This window comes from Rhizorhabdus dicambivorans, from assembly GCF_002355275.1.
Taxonomy (GTDB): Bacteria; Pseudomonadota; Alphaproteobacteria; order Sphingomonadales; family Sphingomonadaceae; genus Rhizorhabdus; species Rhizorhabdus dicambivorans.
In genome coordinates this window covers 4203564-4224757 of sequence record NZ_CP023449.1, presented here as the reverse complement: position 1 = coordinate 4224757, position 21194 = coordinate 4203564, and the positions used below count along the sequence as shown (strand labels likewise).

The following is a 21194-nucleotide window of genomic DNA, read 5'->3' as shown; positions in this document are numbered from 1 at the left end:
CGGACCCGCAGAGGTCCCGAAAGCGCGGGTCATTGCTCCGCCGGCCGTTGCGACGCACCCTGAGCCTGCGCCCGACGTGCTACTGCGGTGAGGTCGAAAGCGATCCCGAAATGCGATCGCTTTATCGGCGACGGGGCCGAGGTAAAGCGACTGATCCGGTGCGTGCCCGGCTGGTACAGCGCCCCGAGAACTGGCCTTGGTCACGTGTACGCGCGCACCTCACCGGCCGGGACAGCCGCTTCGTCACCGTCGCCCCCGCGCTCGGCCGTGTCGGCGACTTCGCGGCCTTCCTCGGCGAGACGTTCGACGAGGCCTTCACCTATGCCGCCCTGCGCAAGGCCGAAGGCATCGGCCGTCCGATCGGGTCACCCGAATGGCCGGGCGACATGGAGGCGCGGAGCCTCCCCCTCCGCCCGCAGAAGCGCGGACTGAAGCTGCGTAAGCGTGCGCGGGGACAGCAAGATAGCCCCGCCAGCTACTCGATTTCGATATCGGCGGGAGCCAGTCCGTTGAGCTGATGCTGACAGGCGCCCGATAGACGGCCTCGAAATGCCGCGTCGACCGCGCTGTATCGAACAAGGGCGCTGTTGGTCGATTACCTGCGATCCTTCTCCCAGCCCGCGACCGGCCGTTTGGGATCGGTGGCGAGTATCAAGTGAAATGCCTCACAATCCGCATCACATTGCGCCACCAGTTCCGGCACGCCGAGCGCCGTCAGCAAGCTGAAGCCCACCCGTGCGGCGAACCGCCGCCCCGGCCGCGTGACGACTGGCAACCCCACCCCAGAGCGCATCGGTGGCGGTGGTGTGTGCGTCGACGTTGAAGGTGTCGAGGACCAGGTCGGCCTGCTTCGGCCGGGCCAGGTGCAACTCATGCGGCATCGGGTTGGCGAAAATGACGCGGGCCGGATCGACGCCCCGGCTCTTGGCTTCGCGTAGCAGATTGGCGTCGGCCCAGGCATTGGCGCGGAGCAGCCACAGCACGCTGCCCCCACCTTGCCGAGCAAGCGCATCCAAATGTCGAACTCGCGCGGGGATATCTAAGTAATTGGGATGTCTCGATATCGGGAAGAACTTGGCGCGCCCGGAACGATTCGAACGTCCGACCCTCAGATTCGTAGCTGCCCACGCGAGTCCGACAGGCTTCTCTGAGCTTCCCTCGGACACGATCCCTTTACCCCTAAATCATTGATTTGGTGGGGTGAGTAGGTCGCCATATAATCTCATCGTAGCTGATCGGTGTGCCATGTCCTCGACTAGTCCACCGTTCAATAACCGTTCTTTTTGGCCTTTCAGATTGTTTTCTGAACGGGTCTGCGGACTTGGAGACGACGATGCGCGCTAATCGAATAAAGCTTACCGATGATGTCGTGCGCCGGCTGCCACTGGCCGATAGCGGGAGCTACATTGTCCGTGACAGCGAGGTCACCAACTTCTTCGTCCTCGTCGGAAAGCGCCGCAAATCCTACTGTGTCCAGCAGGACACCATCGTGGGCGATCACCGTAAGACGGTACGCGTGCGGGTTGGCTCAGCCCCCCAGGTTAGTGCCAGTGAGGCACGCACTAAGGCTCGCAAAGCGCTGGTGGGAATTTCCGACAGCAAGATCACCTCGGCAGCCGACAAGCGGGCAGTCGATCGTGGCGAGGACCCCGTCGAGGCCCGCAAAGATGGGGTGACGCTGTGGGAGGCTTGGGAGCGGTTCAAGATCGCGCTCGAACGCAAGAGCCGGTCGCCGCGGACCATCTCCGGTTACGAAACCCACCTGAACCGGTATTTCGCTGACTGGAAGCAGACCTCCATCAAGGTGCTTTCCAATGATCCGGATATGGTGGCTCGCCGCCATGACCGGCTGACCGAAGAGAATGGACCCTACGGTGCCAACGGCGCCATGAGGACTCTACGGGCGATCTATAACCACGCGCGTAAAAAGGACCGGAGCCTGCCGGTCGGCAATCCGGTCGATGCCGTCGATTGGAACCGGGAACACCGTCGCAAGACCGGGATGGGACCGAGGCAGCTGCCTCAGTGGTTCGATGAGCTCGTTGCCCTGGAGAATCCCGTACGGCGCGAATTCCATCTTTTCTCGGCGCTTTCGGGCTGCCGTCCGGGCGCCCTCAAATGCTCGGCGCTTGAACATATTAATTGGCATCGTCGCTTGCTACACATTCCGATGCCCAAGGGCGGCGCCGACCGGGCATTCGATATTGTCCTGTCGCCTGCGATGATCCGCTGCCTCATCCGCACGATAAGGATCTCGCGCCGGCTATATCCAGAACAGGCAGAAACCTGGATTTTTGCGGCAGCTAGCAAATCGGGTCATATCGAGGAAACGCAGGAAGACCGTTCGATCCTTAGTAAGTGGGGCAATGATCTGCGGCAAACCTTCCGGACTTGTGCTCAGGCTGCGCGAGTACCGTCGCTCGATGCCAAGATTTTGATGAACCACGCGCTCCCCGGCGTGAACGAGGAGTATATCACGGTCTCTGTTATCATGTCGGATCATCTTCGCCGCCAGCAGGAAAAGATATCGGATTTGATGTTGAATGCGGTTGCCAATGGGCCGGGGGAGCGGCGGAACGAAACGCTGGCGTGGTTGTCCAGCGGTAGAACCGATGCGGGTATGGTCGATCTGGAACGACCGACTGCGCGCGATCACGTGGCTAACAAGCCCGGTGTTCCGACGCGATCGGCGCAAGGCGATGATACTATCCTGTGGCTTTACGCGGACGAACAGTCCCCGCTTGCCGCCTGACCGCTCAATCGGCCGGCGTTGCGGTAGATGAGCAAGCCCGTGCCGCCGCCCAGGATTCGAGGTCGACCACCGAGTAGACCACCCTCCTGCCGAGCTTGCGAAAGCGCGGTCCTTCGCCGCTAACCCGATATTTTTCCAAGGTTCGCGGTGAGAGACGTAGGTAGCGGGCGGCCTCCTCGTTCGATCTGAACGGAGACGGGGCGCCTGCGGGTGTTTCCGTCAATTTGGGCATCGGTCGACCTTATTTTCGAGACTGGTCTGAACGCATGGCTTCGCGCGCCTTCGCGAAGCCGCGATCGCTGGCAATAAATGTTTCGAGCATCGCCGGAATGAGCTCGGGCAGTGCTTCCTGCTGGCCATATCGTTCTGCGTAGATCGCTGCATAGTCGAGAAGGGCTGAGTGCAGATCCGGCATGACTGCGATCGCGAGCTTGACGGGGTTTCGATCCGGGAGCCTTGCGAGTTTCAGCTCGGTCATTGTGCATTTCCTTTCCACTGCGACAGCATGAGGTCGCGTTGGACGAGCAGGCGGACAGTTGCGCCTGGCCGGACGACGATCGAGGGCCGGACGTCCAGCTGCTTGCCCACCAGCAGATCTCCAGCGCGGTTGACGCTCTGCTGCGATCCCTGCCGGATGGCATCGATCAGACGCCCATCGCCGCCGAGCGCGAGCTCGCTGCCGACGCTGAGCGCCGTAGATAGAGTCACAGCGCTGACGAGAGCACCCATGTGACGATCCACTTGATCGGTGAGGCCGGCCGTTCCGCCCGCGTCGGTTCCCGGCATATCGTCGAGGCTGAGCGAGCTTCCATCAGGCAGAATCAAGCGCTGCCAGCCAATGGCGAGACGATTCGCGCCGAAGGACAGCTTTTCGTCGTAGCGCCCGATTAGCCGCGAACCTTGCGGCACGAGCAGCAGCCTTCCGGTCGCGCTGTCGTATACCGGCTGGGTCACCTGGGCGACCACAATGCCCGGCACGTCCGAATTGAGCGCCGTTAACAAGCTCGCTGCAATGACACTGCCGGCGGACAGGATGTACGGCGATGACGGCGGGAGCAGACGGTGCGGATTGATTGCACCTCGCCCATCGGAGCGGCCTTCGAGCGGCTCGCCCAAAGCTGAAGCCGCGGTCGGCAGCGCGTCCGAACCGCGCAAGCTCGGAATGCTTATTGCGGCGTCGCCACCGCGCGCGCCCGTCGCCACTCCGGCGGCCTGCACCAGCACCGGCGACTGCCGAGCCGCCTTGAGGGCGTCGGCATAGGCCTGCCGCTCACTGTCCTCCCGCTGCCGAACCGATGACGCTGTTTCAAGATCACCGCGGCGCTCGGCCCGCAGGATGGGCCGGCCAAGGTCGCCTGGCAGCGGCGGCCCGAGCTTCGGCACATCGCCATAGTTGTTAGGCAACGCCGCGAGGGCATCAGCCGATGCTTGGTGACTCGGCGCGGACAGCTCGCTTTCCTGCACTGCGGTCGTGAGGAATTGCGGCTTTAGCGCTGCCCAGGTCAGCCCGATCAGGCTCGCCGAACCAAGCGCGGCGACGCCGACGATCAGCCCCCGACGGAAGCGGATCGCGCGCGGCGGCCGACTGCGAAGCACCAAGGTCTCAGGATCTACCTTCGGCGCGGGCATCGGGGTGGCCTCGCCCGTCACGCCCCACCTCGCCCGTCAGCATAGCGGCTGATGCGCACGATCTGCTGCTTCCTGAGGCCGAAGCGAAGCTCTGCACGGTCGAGGATCCTGTCGACGATGTAGAAGCGGCCGCGCTGGCGATAGTTCACCAGCTCGACCGATCCGTCTGCTCCGGTCGCGAACAGCGGTGGCGCATCGCCGGTACCGAGCGAAGCCGGGAACTCGATATAGGTCTGCCGACCATCGTCGAAGGCGCGCAACGGCCGCCAGTTCGGCTTGTCGCCGCTGATCGCATAATTGAAGTTGAGCTGGTCGATCTGCAGCCCGGTCGCGATCGGTGCCGCCGCCTCGGCCGCAACGGCGGCGCGCTTCAGCGCCAGCAATTCGTCCTGAGGGTAGGACCATCGGATCCCGGCCATCGTCGAAATAGCGGTGCTCGACAGCCGAAGATGGTAGGCCCGCCTATCAGTCGTGATGACGAGCGTGGTGCTCAGCCCTGCCGATATTGGCTTTGCGAGGATATGCACCCGCTTGGTTTCAGCGGTTCCGCTGGTCGTGTCACCGATCACCCAGCGCACGGTGTCTCCACTGGCGACGGCGATCAGCGCTTCGCCGGGCTGGAGCGCGATGTCGGTGATCGAGCCCGGCGCGGTATAGACCTGATAGATCGCGCCGTCCGAGAATGCGTAGACCTGCAGGGCGTTGACGTAGCCCTGCCGCGCCGGTTCGACCGTTGCGGCACGCATGGCGCTGCTCACCTGCAGGACAGCTGATCCGGTCGATGGCAGGGCTAGGGCTGGCTGCGCTGCAAGTAGGCTTGCGGCAATGAAACACAGCTTTTTCATGCTCCGAACTCCTGAGGAATATGGGGTGGCGTCTCGGCGAGCGTCGGATCCAGCGGCGATCCGGACGGGATGTTCGCGGGTGGTACGACAGGTCGCCGCGGCTGCGGCAGGGACGTCTCAAGCTCCCGGCTCCAGTCGATCGCATCAACATAGATGCCGAGCGGGTTTCGGCGGAGCACGTCGGCCGTTGCCGGCGGCTTGGTGACGACCGTCAGGATCGCGGTCCACCGGCTCGAGCTGGCCTCGCTGCCGCGCTCATATGCGGTCTCGACCCATTTCACCTGGAAGGATTGATCGGACGCGCGCACCACGCTGGTGATCGTGACCGACACGGTCTTCTCGCCGATCTTCCCGAAGGGATTGGCGCCGCGCGCATAGTCCCCGAGGAAGACGGCGCCGCGCTTGGTGGCGAAATCGTAGGCTTCGAGCCATCCCCGTCGCATCAGCACGGGGTCGAGCGACACCGAGCGGATATTAGTGATGAAGCGTCCGAGATGCCACGCAATCTGAGGATCGCCCGGCCGATATTCGACATCGGCCGGGCGAACGGCTCGGGCTTCGCCGAGCGCGTCGACCTCGACGACGTAGGGCACAACGCGGCTTTGTGTCGCCTGCCAGGCGAGCGTCCCAGCCAGACCCCCGGCTAGGCCGAGGCTCGCAATCGCCATGAAGCGCCAGTTGCTAGCCTGGGCTCGCGCAGATCCTATGCGGTCGTCCCAGACCTTGCCCGCGCGGGCGTAGGGTGTTTCAGGCGGCGGCGTTCGGCCATAGCGCTGCACAGCACGCTTGAAGAGCATGTCAGTCGTTCCTTTCCTTGATGTCGGGATTGGCGGAGCCGCCGCCGCGATCGCCCTGGCTCAGCGAATGGACCGCGAGTTGGCGGCGATGGCGGGCGTTGGATTCCGAGCGCAGTGCCTGCGCCCAAGCCGGCGCGCGATCGGCGCCAGTCGATGCAGGTGAAGTGCCATCGGATCCTGCGAAGGCGCGGCGGCCACTGTCCGCGCCAGCGGCCCGGGCTTCATCGACTCCGAGGACTGTCGAGGCCCGAGCCCGAACGGCGTTGCCAGCGGCCCGGGCGACACCACCGAGACCGGCCGCCACCGACGGGGTTTCCGCCGCAGCCTGCCCGAGCCCGTAGGCGGTCGATGCCGCAGTGCCCATCGAAGTTCCAGCGCGAACCGCATCCGCGGCCCCGCCGCCGATGCCGCGGGCGGCGCCGATTGCCGCCGCGCCACCGAGCCCGACGATGCTACCCGCGCCGACAACCGTACCGAGCGCGGCGCCTGCTCCAAGTTGGGGGGCGCCGGAGACCAGACCACTCGCGATCGCGGGCCCGAAGATGCCGAGGCCAAAGAGTGAGAGCGAAGCGAGCACCAGGCTCATCGCCTGACCGATGTCGGGCTCCTGACCCTGCAGTGCGTCACGGAGTTCGCCGAAGAAGTTGGAGCCGATCCCGACAATGACGGCCAACACCATCACCTTAATGCCGGAACTCACCACATTGCCGAGCACGCGCTCAGCGAGGAAGGCAGTCCGATTCCACAGCGAGAAGGGTACCAGGATGAAGCCGGCGAGCGTCGTCAGCTTGAACTCGACGATCGTTACGAACATCTGCACGGCGAGGATGAAGAAGGCGATGATGACGATGATCCAGGCGAACAGCAGGATCATGATCGTCAGGAAATTATCGAAGAAGGTCGTGATGCCGACCATGTCGCTGGCCTGATCGAGCAGCGGCCAGGCGGCCGAGAAGCCGACACCAGCGAGCCGGCCAGGTTTCAGCAGGTCATCCGCCGAGAGCGTCCCGCCGCCTGCGGTGAGGCCCGCCTGCGCGAAGGACCGGAAGATGATGTCGGCCAGCGTCGAGAAGCTGTTAAGGATGAACGCGAACGCGCCGACGTAGAGGATCTTGCGCAGGAACCGGCCAATGACATTGTCTTCGCCGCCGAGTGCCCAGAACAGCCCCGCTAGCGTGATGTCGATGGCGATAAGCGTCGACGTCAGGAAGCCGACATCGGAACCAAGCAGGCCAAAGCCGCTGTCGATGTAGGTGATGAACGCTTGGAGAAAGCGGTCGATGACGCTGAGATCTTGCAACTGGGCTGTCCTTCGAAGGGTGTCGCGGGGCGCGAGCGGGGAGCGGGCCCGCGCCCCGCGACGGCAGTGACGGGAGGCGAACCGTCACCGCTGACCGGATCAGGGCCTAACCGGCCCGCGGGGGGCTATTCGGGCGGGGGGTAGGCTGATCCGGAGCCGAGGAACTTTTTGGTGGCCGCGCGCGCCTCGGCCGCCTGCGTGGCGCGGCGCGCCTGTTCGAGCGCGTCGCTGCGGAACTGCGCGGCCATCATCTGCTGGACCTGGAATTGCTGCTTGGCGGTCAGCGCGAGCAGCTGGTTGGTCGCCTGCTGCGCCTGGAGCGAGCCCTCGGCGCCCTGGCTGCGATCGACGATCTCAGCGAGGGTCTGGGCATCGTCGCGGACATTCTCGACCACACGGTTCTGGACCGCCATTGTGTGGCGGAAGGCCTCATAGCTCGCATCGAGCCGCGCGCGGGCATCGACGATTCGGCGGTCACCGCGAAGCGCCGAGGCGAAGTCGCGCGGGAAGAGCTGGGAAAAGCGCTCGTCGAGCTGATCGACTTTGAAGTCGATGCCCTGGGCCTGCCCCATCAGTCGATCAATCTCGGCGAGCTTCTGCTTGAGGGCGTTCAGCTGCGGGAAGTCGATCTTCGACAGGTTCTTGCCCATGTTGGTCAGCATGTCGGCTTCGTTCTGGAGCTGCCGGATCTGCTGGTTGACCTGCTGTAGCGTGCGCGCAGCGGTCAGGATGTTTTGGGCATAGTTGCTAGGATCAAAGACCGAGAGCTGGGCCCGGGCGGGTGTGTCGGGCACTAGCACGACGGCGGCGACGGTCCCGGCGGCAGCGGCGCTGGCGAGCGCGGCGATGATGATGCGGCGACGGTTCACTGGACATCTCCTTCTTGGGGGGCGGGGGTGGATGGGAAGTCATCGAGCAGCGGCGCGGCCCAATAGGGACCGACGGCGTCGATGAAGCGGCGCGCGAAATCGGCGGTGCCGTGCTCGTCGAGGATGGCGTCGATCAGCTTCTGGCTGGCGGGATCACTCGCGGCGCAGAGCGCGAGCGCGATGGGTCCGAGCCCAAGCTCGAACAGGCGGTTCCCGCGAGCTGACTGGAGGTAGTAGTGCCGTTTGGGCGTCGCCCGCGCGATTAAGTCGATCTGGCGGCTGTTGAGCCCGAAGCGCGCATAGGCTTCCCTGCTCTGCGGCTCGATCGCGCGGTCGTTCGGTAGCAATATGCGTTGCGGGCAGCTCTCGATGATCGCTGGCGCGATGGATGAGGCGGAGATGTCGGCCAGGCTCTGGGTGGCGAAGAGCACCGCGACATTCTTCTTGCGCAGCACCTTCAGCCATTCGCGGATCCGGGCCGCGAACAGCGGATGGTCGAGAAAGATCCAGGCCTCGTCGAGGATCAGCAGCGTTGGTCGCCCAGTGAAGCGCGCCTCGAGCCGGTGGAAGAGATAACTCAGCACGGGGGCAACCACCGCGGGCTGCGCCATCAACGCCTCGGTCTCGAAGCACTGGATGTCCCCGAACGAAAGAGGTGCCTCGGCCGCATCGAGCAACCGGCCGTGCGGTCCGTCGAGCGTATAGGGGGCCAGCGCCTGCCGCAGTGCGTTGGTGGGCAGGAGCAACGACAGGCCCGTGAGCGATCGCTCCTCGGGTGGCGCCGACGCGAGACTGCACAAGGCAGTCCAAAGCGCAGATTTGATGTCTGGCGTGACGATCAGCCGTTCATGCTCGAACAGAGCCGCGATCCAGTCGGCTGCCCAGCTGCGTTGGGTCTCGTCGTCGATATCCCGCAGCGGTTGGAAGGCGAGCGATCGCCCAACCTCGTCGCTTCCAAGCGCATGATGCCGGCCGCCCATCGCCAGCACCGCCGCACGGGCCGACCAGCCCTTGTCGAAGATGAAGATCTGGGCGCCGGGATAGCGCCGGAACTGGAACGCGATGAGCGCCAGCAATACTGATTTGCCGGCGCCAGTGGGACCGACCGCCATCATATGGCCGACGTCACCGAAATGGGTCGACAAGCGGAACGGCGTTGCCCCAGCGGTCTTCGCCAGGAGCAGTGGCGGTCCGTCGAGATGCTTGTTGCGCTTTGGCCCCGCCCAGACCGCGGCCAGCGGCATTAGGTGGGCGAGGTTCAGCGTGTGGACGAGCGGCTGCCGGACATTGGCATATACGTGTCCCGGCAGCGACGACAGCCAGGCTTCGACCGCGTTCACGGTCTCGCGGATGGTGGTGAAGCCAAGGCCGTTGATGATGCGCTCGACCCGCCGGACCTTATCCTCGACGGCGTCCCGATCGCGATCGGTGACGGTGATCGTCATCGTCAGATAGCCAAAGGCGACATGATCGCCGCCGAGCGCCTGCAAGGCCTGGTCGGCATCGACGACCTTGTTGTCGGCATCGCTGTCGAGCAGCAGGGCGGGCTGGTTGTAGAGCACCTCGCGCAACAGGGTCGCGACCGACTTGCGCTTGTTGAACCATTGCCGGCGCAGCGAGGTCAGCGCCTTGGTGGCATCAACCTTGTCGAGCGCAATGAAGCGCGTCGACCAGCGATAGGCGAAGTCCTGGTGATTGAGCGCGTCGAGCAGGCCGGGGCGGCTGAGGCTGGGGAAGCCCCGCACGGTCAGCGTACGAAGATGAAGTTCGCCCAAGCGCGGCTCGAGCCCGCCGGTCAGGGCGGCATCGGTGAGCAGCGCGTCGAGATAGATAGGCGTTGCCGGAACGGCGATCGGATGGCGCCGGTCGGAAATGGCATCGTGCAGGAAGGTCAGCGTTTTGGCGTCATCGAGCGCCGCCATCTCGGGCAGGAAGCTGGCGAGCAGGTCGAAGACGCGCGCCGTCTCGCTGATGAATTGCTGCAGGGCGCCCCGCCAATCCCGTCCGGCTTCGGTCTCGGGTCGGTCGATCAGCGAGCGACTGGCGGTCTCGCTGTTGTCGGCCGGCGGCAGCCAGACGAGAGTCAGGTGGTAGCGGCTCTCAAAATGGACGCCCTCGGCCTCGAAGCCGGCGCGGCGCTCGGCATCGACCAGCCAGCTCGCGGCATCGGGAAAGCTGCTGTCAGGATAGCCGGGCGCTTCGCGGCGCTCGGCATCGAAGAACATGGCCCAGCCCGTGCCGAAGCGCTTCAGCACGTTGTTCGCCCGCGCACAGATCGAGATCAGCTCGGCCTCGGTCGAGGATTCGAGGTCGGGCCCGCGAAAGGCGAAGCTGCGCTGGAAGCTGCCATCCTTGTTGAGCATGACGCCGGGCGCCACCAGCGCGGCCCATGGGAGATGATCGGCGAGCCTGTCGGCCGTGCCGCGATATTCGCGAAGGTTCAGCATGAGAGATAGGCTTTCTGGCGAAGATGCCGGAGCAGCACGGGCAGGAAGTCGGGATCGCGGCGCGTCGCCATGACGGCGAGGCTGTGACCGGCGAGCCAGAGGATCAGGCCGGGCAACCATTGCTGGAGGCCGAGCCCAATCGCCGCCGCCAGCGTGCCGTTGATGATGGCGACGCCGCGCGGCGCCCCGCCCAGCAGGATCGGGCTGCCGAGTGATCCGTGGATCGGCACTTCGAAGCCTTCGAGATGGGGCGTAGCGTCGGTCACGCGACCAGCGCCCCACCGCCGAAGCTGAAGAAGGACAGGAAGAAGCTCGACGCGGCAAAGGCGATCGAGAGGCCGAAGATGATCTGGATGAGGCGGCGGAAGCCGCCTGCCGTTTCCCCGAACGCCAGGGTCAGCCCGGTGACGATGATGATGATCACCGCCATGATCTTGGCCACCGGACCCTGAACGGACTCGAGCACCTGTTCGAGCGGCTCTTCCCAAGGCATACCTGAGCCGGCGGCATGCGCCGCCGCGGCGATCGTGAGCAGCGGAGCCGCTATGAGTGGGCGAATGATCGCGATGGCGCGCATGGTCAGTCTCCTTGGGTTGGGGGAAGAAGTTCGGTGAGGGCGTAGGCGCCGGTATCGGGATCGACACCGATCACGCGGGCGACGCTGGCGACTCGCCGGTCGGCGCCGCGGCCCGCGATGAAGACGACGATGTCGATCGCTTCGGTCACAAGCGCGCGCGGGACGGTGAGCACCGCTTCCTGAATCAGCTGCTCGACCCGGTAGAGGGCAGCGGTCGCGCTGTTGGCATGGATAGTCGCGATCCCGCCCGGATGGCCGGTGTTCCACGCCTTGAGCATGTCGAGCGCTTCCGGCCCGCGAACTTCGCCGACAATGATGCGATCGGGGCGCAGGCGCAGGGTCGACCGCACCAGATCGCGCATCGAGACGCTGCCGGGGCGGGTGCGCAGCGCTACCGTATCGGGCGCCGGGCTCTGTAGCTCGCGCGTATCCTCGATGAGGATGACCCGCGCGTCGATCCACGCCAGTTCGGCGAGCAGCGCATTCGCGAGCGTCGTCTTCCCCGAGCTGGTGCCGCCGGCGATCAAGATGTTCGACCGCTGGACGACGGCGGCGCGCAATTGGTCTGCCGCGACCGGGGCCATCAGCCCGTCAGCAACGTAGTCGTCGAGCTTGTAGAGGCGGCCCGCGGGCTTCCGAATCGAGAAACAGGGCCCGGTCGAAATCGGCGGCAGGAGGCCTTCGAAGCGCTCTCCGGCGCCGCCGTCGACATGGGCGGGCAGCTCGGTTGAAACGATCGGTATGTCCGGCAAAACCTCGCCGCCTGCTTGGCTTGCGACGAGGCGGATGATCCGCTCGGTTGTCGCGGCGTCGAGTTTGGTGCCGGTATCGATCCGACCTTCTCCCAGCCGGTCGAGCCGCAAAGCCCCGTCGGGATTGACCATGATCTCGGTGACGAGCGGATCGGCGAGTGCGTCCGCGATCGCGGGCCCCATGGCGGTTCGGAGCATCGCGCGGCGGCGATCGGCAGAGAAGCCGGGGTTCACCGGTCGCCCTCCTCGGGCCCGAGCGTCCGCTTGCCGGCGGCAACCTGCCGTCCGACCTGCTGGACGAAGGCTTCGAAGCGCTGCCGGGCGACAGCCCGGCCTGCCTGATCATTCTCCGCCAGCGGCGCCTGGATCGAAAGCTCGAAGCGGATGAATAGCGCCAGCGTTTCGAGCACGACATGGCCGTCGCGCTCGACCCGCCCGATCGCGTTGGTCAGCCGGTCGAGCCGGATCGCGAAGCGCTCTTCGAGCTCGGACGCGCCGCGACGATTGAGCCAGGCGGTCAGCGCGTCGGTGAGGATCGCGGACTTGGTCGCCCCGGGCTTCGCGGCGAGCGCCTCCAACCGATCGCTGAGCGGCTTTGGCAGGAAGAGCTGGTAGCGGACGCGCTCGACCACGGTCAGAGGTCCAGCTCGAGATTGCCGGGATGCGTGGTGCCGGCATCCATCGCGTAGATGCTGCGCGCCGTGCCCAGTGCCCGCGCCTGATCCATCGCGCGCTTGTCGATCGCGGCATCCGGCTCGTCTTCATTAAGCCCGAGCGGGTCGGCGCTCTGCACCTGCTCCGGCGCAGGCAGCTCAATCTCATGTGCCGGGTGCGGGGCCTGTTCGAGGCCGCCGGCCTCCGCTGCATCTTCGTCGGCTGCGGTCGGAGCGAGCCGCGGGTCGGCGGCTCGGACCATGCCGGTCCAGTCGTCGGACCGGGTCGGCGGCCGATCGGGATAACCGTTCGAAGCGAGGGCGGGCGGCGGCAGGACACGGCCGGTGAAGCTCCGGTCCTCGAAATAGCGCAGCTTCTTCGCGCGGATCGGCGGGTGACCGGAGACGAGGATGATCTCGTCCACGGGCGGCAGCTGCATGATCTCGCCCGGCGTCAGTAGCGCGCGTGCCGTCTCTTGGCGGCTCACCATGACATGGGCGAGCCAGGGAGCCAGCCGGTGGCCGGCATAGTTGCGCATGGACCGCTGTTCGGTCGCAGTGCCGAGCGCATCGGACAGGCGCTTCGCGGTCCGCTCGTCGTTGGTCGCGAAGGCGACGCGGATATGGCAGTTGTCGAGGATCGAGTTGTGCTCGCCATAGGCCTTCTCGATCTGGTTGAGGCTTTGGGCGATCAGGAAGGCGCGGACGCCATAGCCGGCGAGGAAGGCGAGGCTCGTCTCGAAGAAGTCGAGCCGCCCCAGCGCCGGAAACTCGTCAAGCATCAGCAGCAATTTATGGCGGCCGGGCGCGCCCTCGGCGTGGAGCTGCTCGGTGAGGCGGCGGCCGATCTGGTTGAGGATCAGGCGGATCAGCGGCTTGGTGCGGCTGATGTCGGACGGCGGTACTACCAGATAGAGCGAGATGGGATGCCGGCCCTCGACGAGGTCGGCGATCCGCCAGTCGCAGGCCGCCGTCACGGCGGCGACGGTCGGGTCGCGATAGAGGCCCAGGAACGACATCGCGGTCGAAAGCACGCCCGAGCGCTCGTTCTCGGACTTATTGAGAAGCTCGCGTGCTGCTGATGCGACGACCGGATGGACCATGGGCGTTTCGGTCGAGCCCAGATGATTAGTCGTCATCATCGCCCGTAGCGTCGCGACGAACGGGCGCTTCGGATCGGACAGGAAGGCGGCTACCCGCGCGAGCGTCTTGTCCTCGTCGGCGTAGAGGATGTGGAGGATGGCGCCGACCAGCAGCGAGTGGCTGGTCTTTTCCCAGTGGTTGCGCCGGTCGAGCGCGCCTTCGGGATCGACCAAGATGTCGGCGATATTCTGGACGTCGCGGACTTCCTGTGCGCCCCGGCGAACCTCCAATAGCGGATTATAGCGTGCCGATCGCGGATCGGTGGGGTTGAACAGCAGGCTATGCGAGAAATGCGCGCGCCATCCGGCGGTCAGCTGCCAGTTCTCGCCTTTGATGTCGTGGACAACGACCGAGCCCATCCAGCCAAGCAAGCTTGGAACGACAAGGCCGACGCCTTTTCCGCTCCGCGTGGGCGCGAACGCCATGACGTGTTCAGGGCCGTCATGGCGGAGATAATGACGTTCGGTTCGGCCGAGATAGACGCCTTTATCGGCTGTCAGGCCTGCGCCCTCGATCTCAACCGTATTGGCCCAGCGAGCCGACCCGTAGGTGGTGACCGAGGCGTTCTGCCGTGCCCGCCAGACCGATCCGGCGATTGCAGCGCCATAGGCAACTAAACCACTGGTGGCGGCAATAAACCCGGCTTGGTCGAAAACGAGCGGGGCGTATGCTTCGAAGTGGTACCACCAGCTGAATAACGCCCATGGGTAATAGAGCGGATAAGCTCCGATGGTTGTCCACGGCTTGCCGAGTTCGGGTTGATAAGCGAACGAGGCTGCTGTCCACTGCGTTGCGGTCCAGACACCCAGCAAAGCTAGAATGAAGACGACCAAAATCTGTCCGACGAGAACTTTGGTAGGTGACATGCGAGGCTCCGCCCGCACGTGATTCAATCAGCGGGCAGACATGACAATCGCGACTGCCGTGCTTCCTGATGAGTGATCTTAGGCGGTCAACGGTGGCCTTCGAGCGGACAGAGTTTGTGGGTCAGCCGAAGGAGGAGAGCGATGTCCGCTATCGGGGACAGTCCGGACTGTCCGAATTGGCGACAGACTTGGCCAAAGCGAGCATCGGCATAAGGATCTATATATGTCGGCTCCTCGGCCGGGAGCGGACTGTCCGCTTCGGGAAAACGGTTGGCCACAGCGGACTCGTCAAGCCGGGTCCCAGTAGCGACGTTTGGGAAGGTGGTCTTCGTCGGGCCGATCGCAAACGTACGGCGCTTTCAAGAGCTGTGCGGAGTGAGCGGAGGTTTTAACTGCTCGCCCGACCTTAACTAGCCTTACCGATGGTCAAATTGCCATCGATGGGCAACGACGCGCTTAAAAATCTGGCTTTTAAGGATGCTGCTTTAGGTGGTTCGCCCGCTCAGGCCGTCAACCCGTATCGGCCGCATTTCAGGCTCTGGACAGTGCGACGGAGCATTCCTTTAGCAGCGTGGGGACCAAGGTTATATCGGACACCGTTCCGTACACGTAATTGTCAGGTCGAAGAAGCGCCGCCACGGCGTTGTGGCGCTCGAACCAAGAGGAAGCGACATTATCTGTCTCAACGAAAAGACGCGCTTCAGGTTCTTCAAACACTTGGCTCTTCGCGCCGCTGATCCGAGCAATGGTTATGCCGGGCAGCGCTGCAGGAGCAATGGATGGGAGCTGAGCGGCATCCCCTAACACTATCAGGCGGAAGCCGGGGGTGAGTGTTTGATCGAGCAGCTTGCCATCGACGATCCGCGGCTGAGGGAACAAGGTTCCACGACCTGAATTTGCTCCGGAAGCGATAAAGCCGGTCTCCAGTTTCGGCATGATGTCCTGGCGGAAGGTTGTCACCACTCCGCCGCCCATTTCGGCGATAAGCATCTCATCACGGCGGCACGCTTGTTCGATATCGCGCTCACAGACGAAACGGCCCAAGGTCTTGATGATAGAGATCAGGCGCGTGACATGATCACGACGCTCCTGGCCATAGCTGTCGAGGAGTGTGTCAGGCGCCAATCCGCGCAGCACCAGATTGAGTTTCCAGGCGAGGTTGTCGGCATCGCGAAGCCCCTGACACATGCCCTGACCCAGGAAGGGGGGCTGCTGATGTGCGGCATCGCCGGCCAGAATGATGTGGCCCTTCCGCCATTCGGGCGCGACCACGGCATGGAATCGATAGGTGGCGCTGCGCCATAAGGTCGCGGTGGCCGGGTTCACCCAACGCGACAGCAATTCCCATACGCGCTCCGGCTCCATTACCGCCGTTGGGTCCTCATCCTCGTTGAGCATGATCTCCCAGCGCCGGTGGGCGCCTGGCCCCACCACATAGGTAGCTGGTCGGGCCGGTTCGCAATATTGGACATTGACGGAGGGAAGGCCAGCTAAGGTGTCCTCGTTCACCTTCACGTCAACGACCAGCCAGGGTTCGTCGAAATCGAGATCCTCCAGCGTCAGGCCGGACAACCGCCGGACGGTGCTGTTCGCTCCATCGGCACCGATGACATAGCGCGCATCCAGCTTGACTGGCGCGCCGTCGCTATCTCGCAGCTCCACTTCAATATGATCGCTTCCCTCGGTAAGCGCTATCAATTCATGGCCGAGCAACAGCGTAGCGCCAGCGCTGGCCGCTCGATCGCGCAGGCGCTTCTCGACCGGCGGCTGGGTGAAGGAATAGTTGGGTGCCCAACCCTGGGGATAGGGCGGCGGGGCCGCATCCAGCCGCTTGATGATCCGGCCGTCAACGCCCCGATATTCAGACGCAGGATATTCGGCCACATGGGGCAGGATATCCTCGATTACGCCCATATTCTGAAACAGGCGCATGATCTCATGATCGAGCGCGATAGCACGCGGCCTGTCGTAGACATCGGTCAGCCGATCGACGACCGCGACCTTGTGCCCGGCATCGGCGAGACGGGCAGCCGCGACCGCTCCGGTGGGGCCGAAGCCGATGATGCACACATCGAAATCAGTCATAATATCCTCTTGGCGTTTTGGGAGGAGCGCGAGGTGCCTCGCGTGTCGGTCTAAGCCCGTAGCGGATCGATAAAAGATGGCGGCTTTGTTAAAGCGATCACCACTGGCTATAGTCTTTGCCCCTCCCCACGGGGTTTAGCGGACCGTGATGTTCAACTCGGCGAAGCCGCGCAGTACGGCGTTGTCAGCGCGGCGCTCGCTGTTCAGTGTGATCTCCGAAACCCGGGGCAGCATGGCCGACAGCAGCGCGGTCATCTCGAGTAGCGCCAGGTTCATCCCGACGCACCGGTGGAGCGCATGGCCGAAAGCCAGGTGGTCCGAACTGTCCCGCTCGATATCGAACCGGTCGGGATCCTGATAGCGCCGCTCGTCACGATTACCCGAGGCGAATAGCATGACCACACGGCTCCCTTCGGGAACGTCTATCCCATCGACCCGGACCGGGCGCGAGACCAGACGGGAAAAGCCCGAGGCGGGACTTTCCAGCCGAAGCGCTTCGTTGATCGCGCGCGGGATAAGGGCGGGGCGCTCGCGGAGCTTTTGCCACTGGTCGGGATGGTGCGCAAACAGCCAGATGAGGTTGGACGTCGCGAAGATCGTCGTATCGAGCGATGGCGCGAGATAGGCCTGGATCAGGCTTTCGAAAAAGGGCTTGTCGATCTCGCCGGCGTCGACCGCGGCATAGAGCTGGGCCGCCCAGCCGTCCGCCACCAGACGGGCGGGCAGCGCGGGATCGCGCACATAGCGGATCATGTCTCCGATGACGGGCATCGCTGCCTCGAAACGGCCCGCTTCGAGCGGGGCCATGGCGTCGAAGGCGGAGGCCGCCCAGTCCAGCATGCGCTGACGGCCTTCCTCCGGAAGCCCGACCAGCTCCGAAACGACTGTTATAGGCAGGTAATGGGCGAGGTCGGTGGCTGCGCAGAAGGTGCCTCGCGCCACAAGCTCGTCAACGCGCTGCTCGGCGGTGCGGTAGATCCTCTGGCGCAACGCACCCAGCCGGGCTGGGGTCAGTGGCCGTCCGACGATGTCGCGAAGACGCTGATGTTCGGGCGGATCGGCCCCCAGGATGGTGCCACGCAGCGCTGCGTTCATCGGCGCGTTCATCGCCACGCCCGAGCCGGAACTGAAGCTTTGCCAGTCGGCCAACGCGGTGCGCAGGTCGGCATGGCGGCCGATCGCCAGCAGATCGCTTCCCGCCAGCCGGCATACCGGCCCCGCGTCGCGGATCGTCCGATAGGCTTCGTAGGGATAGGCCAGCGTGTCGGGCGAATATAGGTTCACATCCACTGTCGGGATCATCGTACGCTTCTCCGTTGAAACCAGGCGGGGTCGCGAGGTCCGAAAGTCGGGGTATGGAGCCCGCCGCCCTGCACGTCCGCCGGCTTTCCGATCAGGGGTTTTCAGCAATCATCCGCTCGACGGCATCCGCCGCGCGCGGGAGCACCCGGGGCAAGATGAAATGGTTACGCACATAGCATCTGACGCGGCCCTGCATCTGTCCGCGCTCGCCCATCAGACGCGTCTGATCCTGAATGAACCGGGCGCGGGGATAGCGCCGCTGCTGGAAGGCGGCGATCGCCTCCGGTAGGGAAGCCGCGTCATGGAACATCTCACCGGCCAGCACGGCGTCCTCCATGGCCATCGCCGCGCCCTGGCCGAGATGCGGGCCTGATGCGTGCGCCGCATCGCCGATCAGGACGGTGCGGCCCATGCTCCAGGGTAGCGGCATTCGAACTTCCTCGATCGGCGAATATACGATTCGATCGGGGCTGGTCAGCGTGCTCGCCACATCCTCCACAATGCCGCCAAAGCCACTGAAGGCGCGCCGGGCCAGCGGCAGGAACTGATCCCTCGGCAGGCGCTCGTTAGCCGGCGCATTCACGACGACCCAGAAATACATGGTGCTTCCGCTCAACGGGATCAGCCCGGCCTTCTTGCCCGTGCCGAAGAAGATCATGTTGCAGTCGATGCCGGAAGGCCGCTCCATCGGCACGCGCCATACCGCATGGCCGGTATAGACGGGCTCGAAAGCATCGCCGAACAGCATACGCCGGGTCTGCGAGCGCAAGCCGTCGACGCCAAGCACGAGGTCGTAGCGCGCCTCGCGCCCATCATTGAAGGTGACGTCGACGCCGTCGCCGGCCGTCTGGATGACGTCGGCGGTGGCTCCGAGCCGGGGTTCGGCGCCCAGCTGCCGGAGTTCGGCCAGCAGGATGCGCTGCAGGGCGGGACGGCCGATATTATTGTAAGCGGGGCGATCCGGATCGGCGAGCCGCAGGCTCGGCGTCCTGGCGATCAGCGCGCCGTCGCCGCGCAACCATTCGGTGAAGTCGGCGCCGAGTCCCTCGGCGTAGCATTGATCGAGCAGGCCGATCGACTTCAGGCTGCGCAACGCGTTGCCGGGCTGGCTCAACCCCACGCCGTAAACGATATTGTCCGCCTTCTTCTCGATGATCTCGATCTCGGCCCCATTGCGGAGCAGGGCGATACCGGCAGTCAGGCCGCCAATGCCCGCGCCCACTATCAATATTCGCGATTTCCGGCTCATGCGGCCTAGCCCTGCGCATCGGACGCGGGCGCGACCGTTTCATAAGGGACGAAGACGGGGTGATCGGCTGGCACATAGCGCACGTTCCAGTCGGGTTCCTGACGCCAGAAGGGCGGCATGTCGCCGGCTATCCAGGCGAGCATTCCGAAGCGCGGTTCCCAGATCAGCGGCTGCCAATGTTCGTCGAGATGATCATTGTCCGTGTCATATTCGAACTCGATGCCGAACGGCGTGTGGAAATAGTAGAAAAGCGCGGATCCTATGCGGTGGCGGCCGGGCCCCATGGATTTCTTCCAGCCGCGCCGATCCATATAATTCGCGCCGACCATCATCTCGTCGATATCCTCGACGCCGAAGGAGACATGATCGGGCCGCGGGCTGTCGGCGCCGGGGACGGCCCCTTTTTGCAAAAAGAAGATCGAGTGATGCTCGCTGATTCCGGGCGCGCGCAGGAAATAGCCGACACCGTCAGAAATGTCGGACAGTTTGAAGCCCAACCGGTGGATGTAGAAGCGGGCGGCCTCCAATGCGTCATCCACGACATAGACGACATGCTGGATCACCTTGGGATAACAGCGCTTGCGCCAGCGGCGATGTTTGCCGAGCCGCCGAACCGCATCGGGCGCGTTGAGCGGTTCGGGCGCGTTCAGCACCGGTTTGCGATGGAACAGCCGGAGCCGCGTGGCGATGCCGCTGGGATCGACGAAGCCGAAGCTGCCGTCCGCATCCCGGGTAACGGCGACGTCCTGGCTGATCGAGGCCGCGAGCGCGTTGAGCGCCTCGCGCGTGTCGACGCCCCAGATGATCTCGCGCACCCCGCTGGCGGCCGCGCCCAGCGGCGGCGGCAGTAACGGATCGTCCTGATGGCGCAGAAAGACGGTCGAGCCCTCCTCGAGTTCAAAGCTTACCGTCTCCGCATCGGCGTGCCGGAGCGGCAAGCCGAAATCGTCGACGAAGCGCCGAGCTTCCTGGATGTCCGCAACGCCCAGCACCAGGCCCGCATGTCCGGTGATCATGGGTTTCTCCTATATCTGGCTGATGGAAACAGACCGTAATTGGCTGAGCCGGAGCGCGGCAAATTGCATGTTCTGATGGGCAAGATCGGTCTGGCGAATATTGTGTTCGGTTGTGCTCAGAGCGACGCGATGAGGCCGGCGAACCGCTCGGCGGCCTCGTTGGCGAGCAGGCTATGGCGCCGGGCGGTTTCCTCGTTTCGCCACGTGTCGAAGGCGAGCGCGAAGGAAAGCCGGTGGCGACTGCGGTCCAGCCAACCCGCGACAGCCGCGCGCTCGTCGAGCAGCGATCCCGCGCCCAGTTCGTCAAGCCGCTGGATGACAGTGAGCAGATCGACATCCGCCAGGGAAAAGTGATCACCGCCCAGCCAGCGCGACTCCGCCAATGCGGTCTCCAGTGCGTCGGCCGTGCTGACGAGCTGTCGCAGCGCCACCCGGAGTATCTCGGCATCCCATCCCCGTTCGAGCAGATTTTCCGCGATCCGGCGCTTCACCGGATCGGTCATGCCAGGCAGCGCGGAAGCACGCAGGGCGTCGGGTAGGGCGAGATAGCGCGCACGCATCCAGCAGACGAAGCTCAGCACGAAGATCGCGAGATGAAGTTTGTCGTCGAACAGTTTCGTCCAGCGCCGAACCCGATAGCGCTCGAACGCGCGCAGCGGCATTAGCGGTTCTGCCGGGAATGCCTCTTCGAGATATTCGCAGATTATGCGGGACTCGACGAGGACATGGTCCTGATGGATTAGGGTGGGGACGACGCCCGCAGGATTCAGCGCAAGATAGGCCTGGTCGCGTAGTCCGCCAGGCGGCACGAGCACGCTCTCCCAGTCCAAGCGTTTCTCGGCGAGCGCCAGCCTCACCCGCTGCGAGCAGGTGGACTCGCTCATATGATGAAGGCGCAGCATTAATCGCCGA

Annotated in this window: 21 protein-coding genes; 2 read left to right on the top strand and 19 right to left on the bottom strand. The window is 64.6% G+C overall.

Translation table 11 applies throughout. The annotated features are described in order from the left end of the window. Positions 1 to 158: 158 nt before the first annotated feature. Positions 159 to 518, top strand: a complete 360-nt coding sequence (locus CMV14_RS19840; protein ID WP_066966144.1) for a hypothetical protein — start codon at positions 159 to 161, stop codon at positions 516 to 518. A 159-nt stretch (positions 519 to 677) separates the two neighbouring features. Here CMV14_RS19840 and CMV14_RS19835 read toward each other — a convergent pair whose 3' ends face one another. Beyond that, a complete protein-coding gene (locus CMV14_RS19835; protein ID WP_176489125.1) occupies positions 678 to 1016 on the bottom strand; it encodes an O-linked N-acetylglucosamine transferase family protein in 339 nt (112 codons plus the stop codon). A 317-nt stretch (positions 1017 to 1333) separates the two neighbouring features. Between CMV14_RS19835 and CMV14_RS19830 the strand changes: the two genes are divergently transcribed. Further along, positions 1334 to 2752, top strand: a complete 1419-nt coding sequence (locus CMV14_RS19830) for a site-specific integrase (RefSeq protein WP_066966138.1) — start codon at positions 1334 to 1336, stop codon at positions 2750 to 2752. Positions 2753 to 2756: 4 nt separating this feature from the next. Here CMV14_RS19830 and CMV14_RS19825 read toward each other — a convergent pair whose 3' ends face one another. The 18 genes from CMV14_RS19825 to CMV14_RS19740 form a co-directional block, all read right to left on the bottom strand. Next, entirely contained in the window at positions 2757 to 2984 is a 228-nt protein-coding gene (locus CMV14_RS19825) for a helix-turn-helix transcriptional regulator (protein WP_083215972.1), read from the bottom strand. Positions 2985 to 2993: 9 nt separating this feature from the next. Then, the gene (locus tag CMV14_RS19820; RefSeq protein WP_066966135.1) at positions 2994 to 3230 is read right to left on the bottom strand and encodes a DUF2274 domain-containing protein; all 237 of its coding nucleotides are present in this window, start codon (positions 3228 to 3230) and stop codon (positions 2994 to 2996) included. Further along, positions 3227 to 4402 (bottom strand): TraB/TrbI/VirB10 family type IV secretion system protein, encoded by a 1176-nt coding sequence (locus CMV14_RS19815; protein WP_238147100.1) that lies wholly within the window; start codon positions 4400 to 4402, stop codon positions 3227 to 3229. Before CMV14_RS19815 ends, CMV14_RS19820 begins: the two co-directional genes overlap by 4 nt. After that, a complete protein-coding gene (trbG, locus tag CMV14_RS19810; protein ID WP_066966132.1) occupies positions 4399 to 5226 on the bottom strand; it encodes a P-type conjugative transfer protein TrbG in 828 nt (275 codons plus the stop codon). Before trbG ends, CMV14_RS19815 begins: the two co-directional genes overlap by 4 nt. Beyond that, positions 5223 to 6023 (bottom strand): conjugal transfer protein TrbF, encoded by an 801-nt coding sequence (gene trbF / locus CMV14_RS19805; RefSeq protein ID WP_066966129.1) that lies wholly within the window; start codon positions 6021 to 6023, stop codon positions 5223 to 5225. The genes trbG and trbF overlap by 4 nt, the downstream gene beginning before the upstream one ends. 1 nt (position 6024) lies before the next feature. Next, positions 6025 to 7323 (bottom strand): P-type conjugative transfer protein TrbL, encoded by a 1299-nt coding sequence (gene trbL / locus CMV14_RS19800; RefSeq protein WP_066966126.1) that lies wholly within the window; start codon positions 7321 to 7323, stop codon positions 6025 to 6027. A 125-nt stretch (positions 7324 to 7448) separates the two neighbouring features. Continuing rightward, positions 7449 to 8192, bottom strand: coding sequence for a P-type conjugative transfer protein TrbJ (gene trbJ, locus CMV14_RS19795; protein ID WP_096367796.1), 744 nt, complete (start codon positions 8190 to 8192; stop codon positions 7449 to 7451). Further along, the gene (trbE, locus tag CMV14_RS19790; protein ID WP_066966123.1) at positions 8189 to 10639 is read right to left on the bottom strand and encodes a conjugal transfer protein TrbE; all 2451 of its coding nucleotides are present in this window, start codon (positions 10637 to 10639) and stop codon (positions 8189 to 8191) included. The genes trbJ and trbE overlap by 4 nt, the downstream gene beginning before the upstream one ends. After that, entirely contained in the window at positions 10633 to 10905 is a 273-nt protein-coding gene (locus CMV14_RS19785) for a VirB3 family type IV secretion system protein (protein ID WP_066966122.1), read from the bottom strand. Before CMV14_RS19785 ends, trbE begins: the two co-directional genes overlap by 7 nt. After that, positions 10902 to 11216 carry a TrbC/VirB2 family type IV secretion system protein gene (locus tag CMV14_RS19780; protein ID WP_066966119.1) on the bottom strand — a complete coding sequence of 105 codons (315 nt, stop codon included), beginning with the start codon at positions 11214 to 11216 and terminating at the stop codon, positions 10902 to 10904. The genes CMV14_RS19785 and CMV14_RS19780 overlap by 4 nt, the downstream gene beginning before the upstream one ends. A 2-nt stretch (positions 11217 to 11218) precedes the next feature. Then, complete coding sequence (gene trbB / locus CMV14_RS19775; RefSeq protein ID WP_066966117.1) at positions 11219 to 12166, bottom strand: P-type conjugative transfer ATPase TrbB; 948 nt, start codon at positions 12164 to 12166, stop codon at positions 11219 to 11221. A 32-nt stretch (positions 12167 to 12198) separates the two neighbouring features. Further along, positions 12199 to 12600 carry a YlcI/YnfO family protein gene (locus CMV14_RS19770; RefSeq protein WP_066966114.1) on the bottom strand — a complete coding sequence of 134 codons (402 nt, stop codon included), beginning with the start codon at positions 12598 to 12600 and terminating at the stop codon, positions 12199 to 12201. A gap of 2 nt (positions 12601 to 12602) precedes the next feature. Continuing rightward, positions 12603 to 14630, bottom strand: coding sequence for a conjugal transfer protein TraG (locus tag CMV14_RS19765; RefSeq protein ID WP_066966111.1), 2028 nt, complete (start codon positions 14628 to 14630; stop codon positions 12603 to 12605). Between the two features lie 531 nt (positions 14631 to 15161). Then, entirely contained in the window at positions 15162 to 16715 is a 1554-nt protein-coding gene (locus CMV14_RS19760) for a bifunctional 3-(3-hydroxy-phenyl)propionate/3-hydroxycinnamic acid hydroxylase (protein WP_066966109.1), read from the bottom strand. A 135-nt stretch (positions 16716 to 16850) separates the two neighbouring features. Then, positions 16851 to 18017, bottom strand: coding sequence for a cytochrome P450 (locus CMV14_RS19755; protein WP_066966106.1), 1167 nt, complete (start codon positions 18015 to 18017; stop codon positions 16851 to 16853). A gap of 91 nt (positions 18018 to 18108) precedes the next feature. Next, positions 18109 to 19266 (bottom strand): FAD-dependent monooxygenase, encoded by a 1158-nt coding sequence (locus tag CMV14_RS19750; RefSeq protein WP_083215971.1) that lies wholly within the window; start codon positions 19264 to 19266, stop codon positions 18109 to 18111. Positions 19267 to 19271: 5 nt separating this feature from the next. Further along, positions 19272 to 20282 carry a VOC family protein gene (locus CMV14_RS19745; protein WP_066966101.1) on the bottom strand — a complete coding sequence of 337 codons (1011 nt, stop codon included), beginning with the start codon at positions 20280 to 20282 and terminating at the stop codon, positions 19272 to 19274. A gap of 116 nt (positions 20283 to 20398) precedes the next feature. After that, positions 20399 to 21166, bottom strand: coding sequence for a glutathione S-transferase family protein (locus CMV14_RS19740; protein WP_176489126.1), 768 nt, complete (start codon positions 21164 to 21166; stop codon positions 20399 to 20401). Positions 21167 to 21194: the final 28 nt, after the last annotated feature.

Bases quoted from the DNA above. Each gene is read 5' to 3' on its own strand.
- trbE (WP_066966123.1), bottom strand. From the start codon at position 10,639: ATGCTGAACCTTCGCGAATATCGCGGCACGGCCGACAGGCTCGCCGAT.
- trbG (WP_066966132.1), bottom strand. From the start codon at position 5,226: ATGAAAAAGCTGTGTTTCATTGCCGCAAGCCTACTTGCAGCGCAGCCA.
- trbB (WP_066966117.1), bottom strand. From the start codon at position 12,166: ATGCTCCGAACCGCCATGGGGCCCGCGATCGCGGACGCACTCGCCGAT.
- CMV14_RS19820 (WP_066966135.1), bottom strand. From the start codon at position 3,230: ATGACCGAGCTGAAACTCGCAAGGCTCCCGGATCGAAACCCCGTCAAG.
- CMV14_RS19750 (WP_083215971.1), bottom strand. From the start codon at position 19,266: ATGAGCCGGAAATCGCGAATATTGATAGTGGGCGCGGGCATTGGCGGC.
- CMV14_RS19780 (WP_066966119.1), bottom strand. From the start codon at position 11,216: ATGCGCGCCATCGCGATCATTCGCCCACTCATAGCGGCTCCGCTGCTC.
- CMV14_RS19760 (WP_066966109.1), bottom strand. From the start codon at position 16,715: ATGACTGATTTCGATGTGTGCATCATCGGCTTCGGCCCCACCGGAGCG.
- CMV14_RS19765 (WP_066966111.1), bottom strand. From the start codon at position 14,630: ATGTCACCTACCAAAGTTCTCGTCGGACAGATTTTGGTCGTCTTCATT.
- CMV14_RS19740 (WP_176489126.1), bottom strand. From the start codon at position 21,166: ATGAGCGAGTCCACCTGCTCGCAGCGGGTGAGGCTGGCGCTCGCCGAG.
- CMV14_RS19745 (WP_066966101.1), bottom strand. From the start codon at position 20,282: ATGATCACCGGACATGCGGGCCTGGTGCTGGGCGTTGCGGACATCCAG.
- CMV14_RS19830 (WP_066966138.1), top strand. From the start codon at position 1,334: ATGCGCGCTAATCGAATAAAGCTTACCGATGATGTCGTGCGCCGGCTG.
- CMV14_RS19825 (WP_083215972.1), bottom strand. From the start codon at position 2,984: ATGCCCAAATTGACGGAAACACCCGCAGGCGCCCCGTCTCCGTTCAGA.
- trbF (WP_066966129.1), bottom strand. From the start codon at position 6,023: ATGCTCTTCAAGCGTGCTGTGCAGCGCTATGGCCGAACGCCGCCGCCT.
- CMV14_RS19755 (WP_066966106.1), bottom strand. From the start codon at position 18,017: ATGATCCCGACAGTGGATGTGAACCTATATTCGCCCGACACGCTGGCC.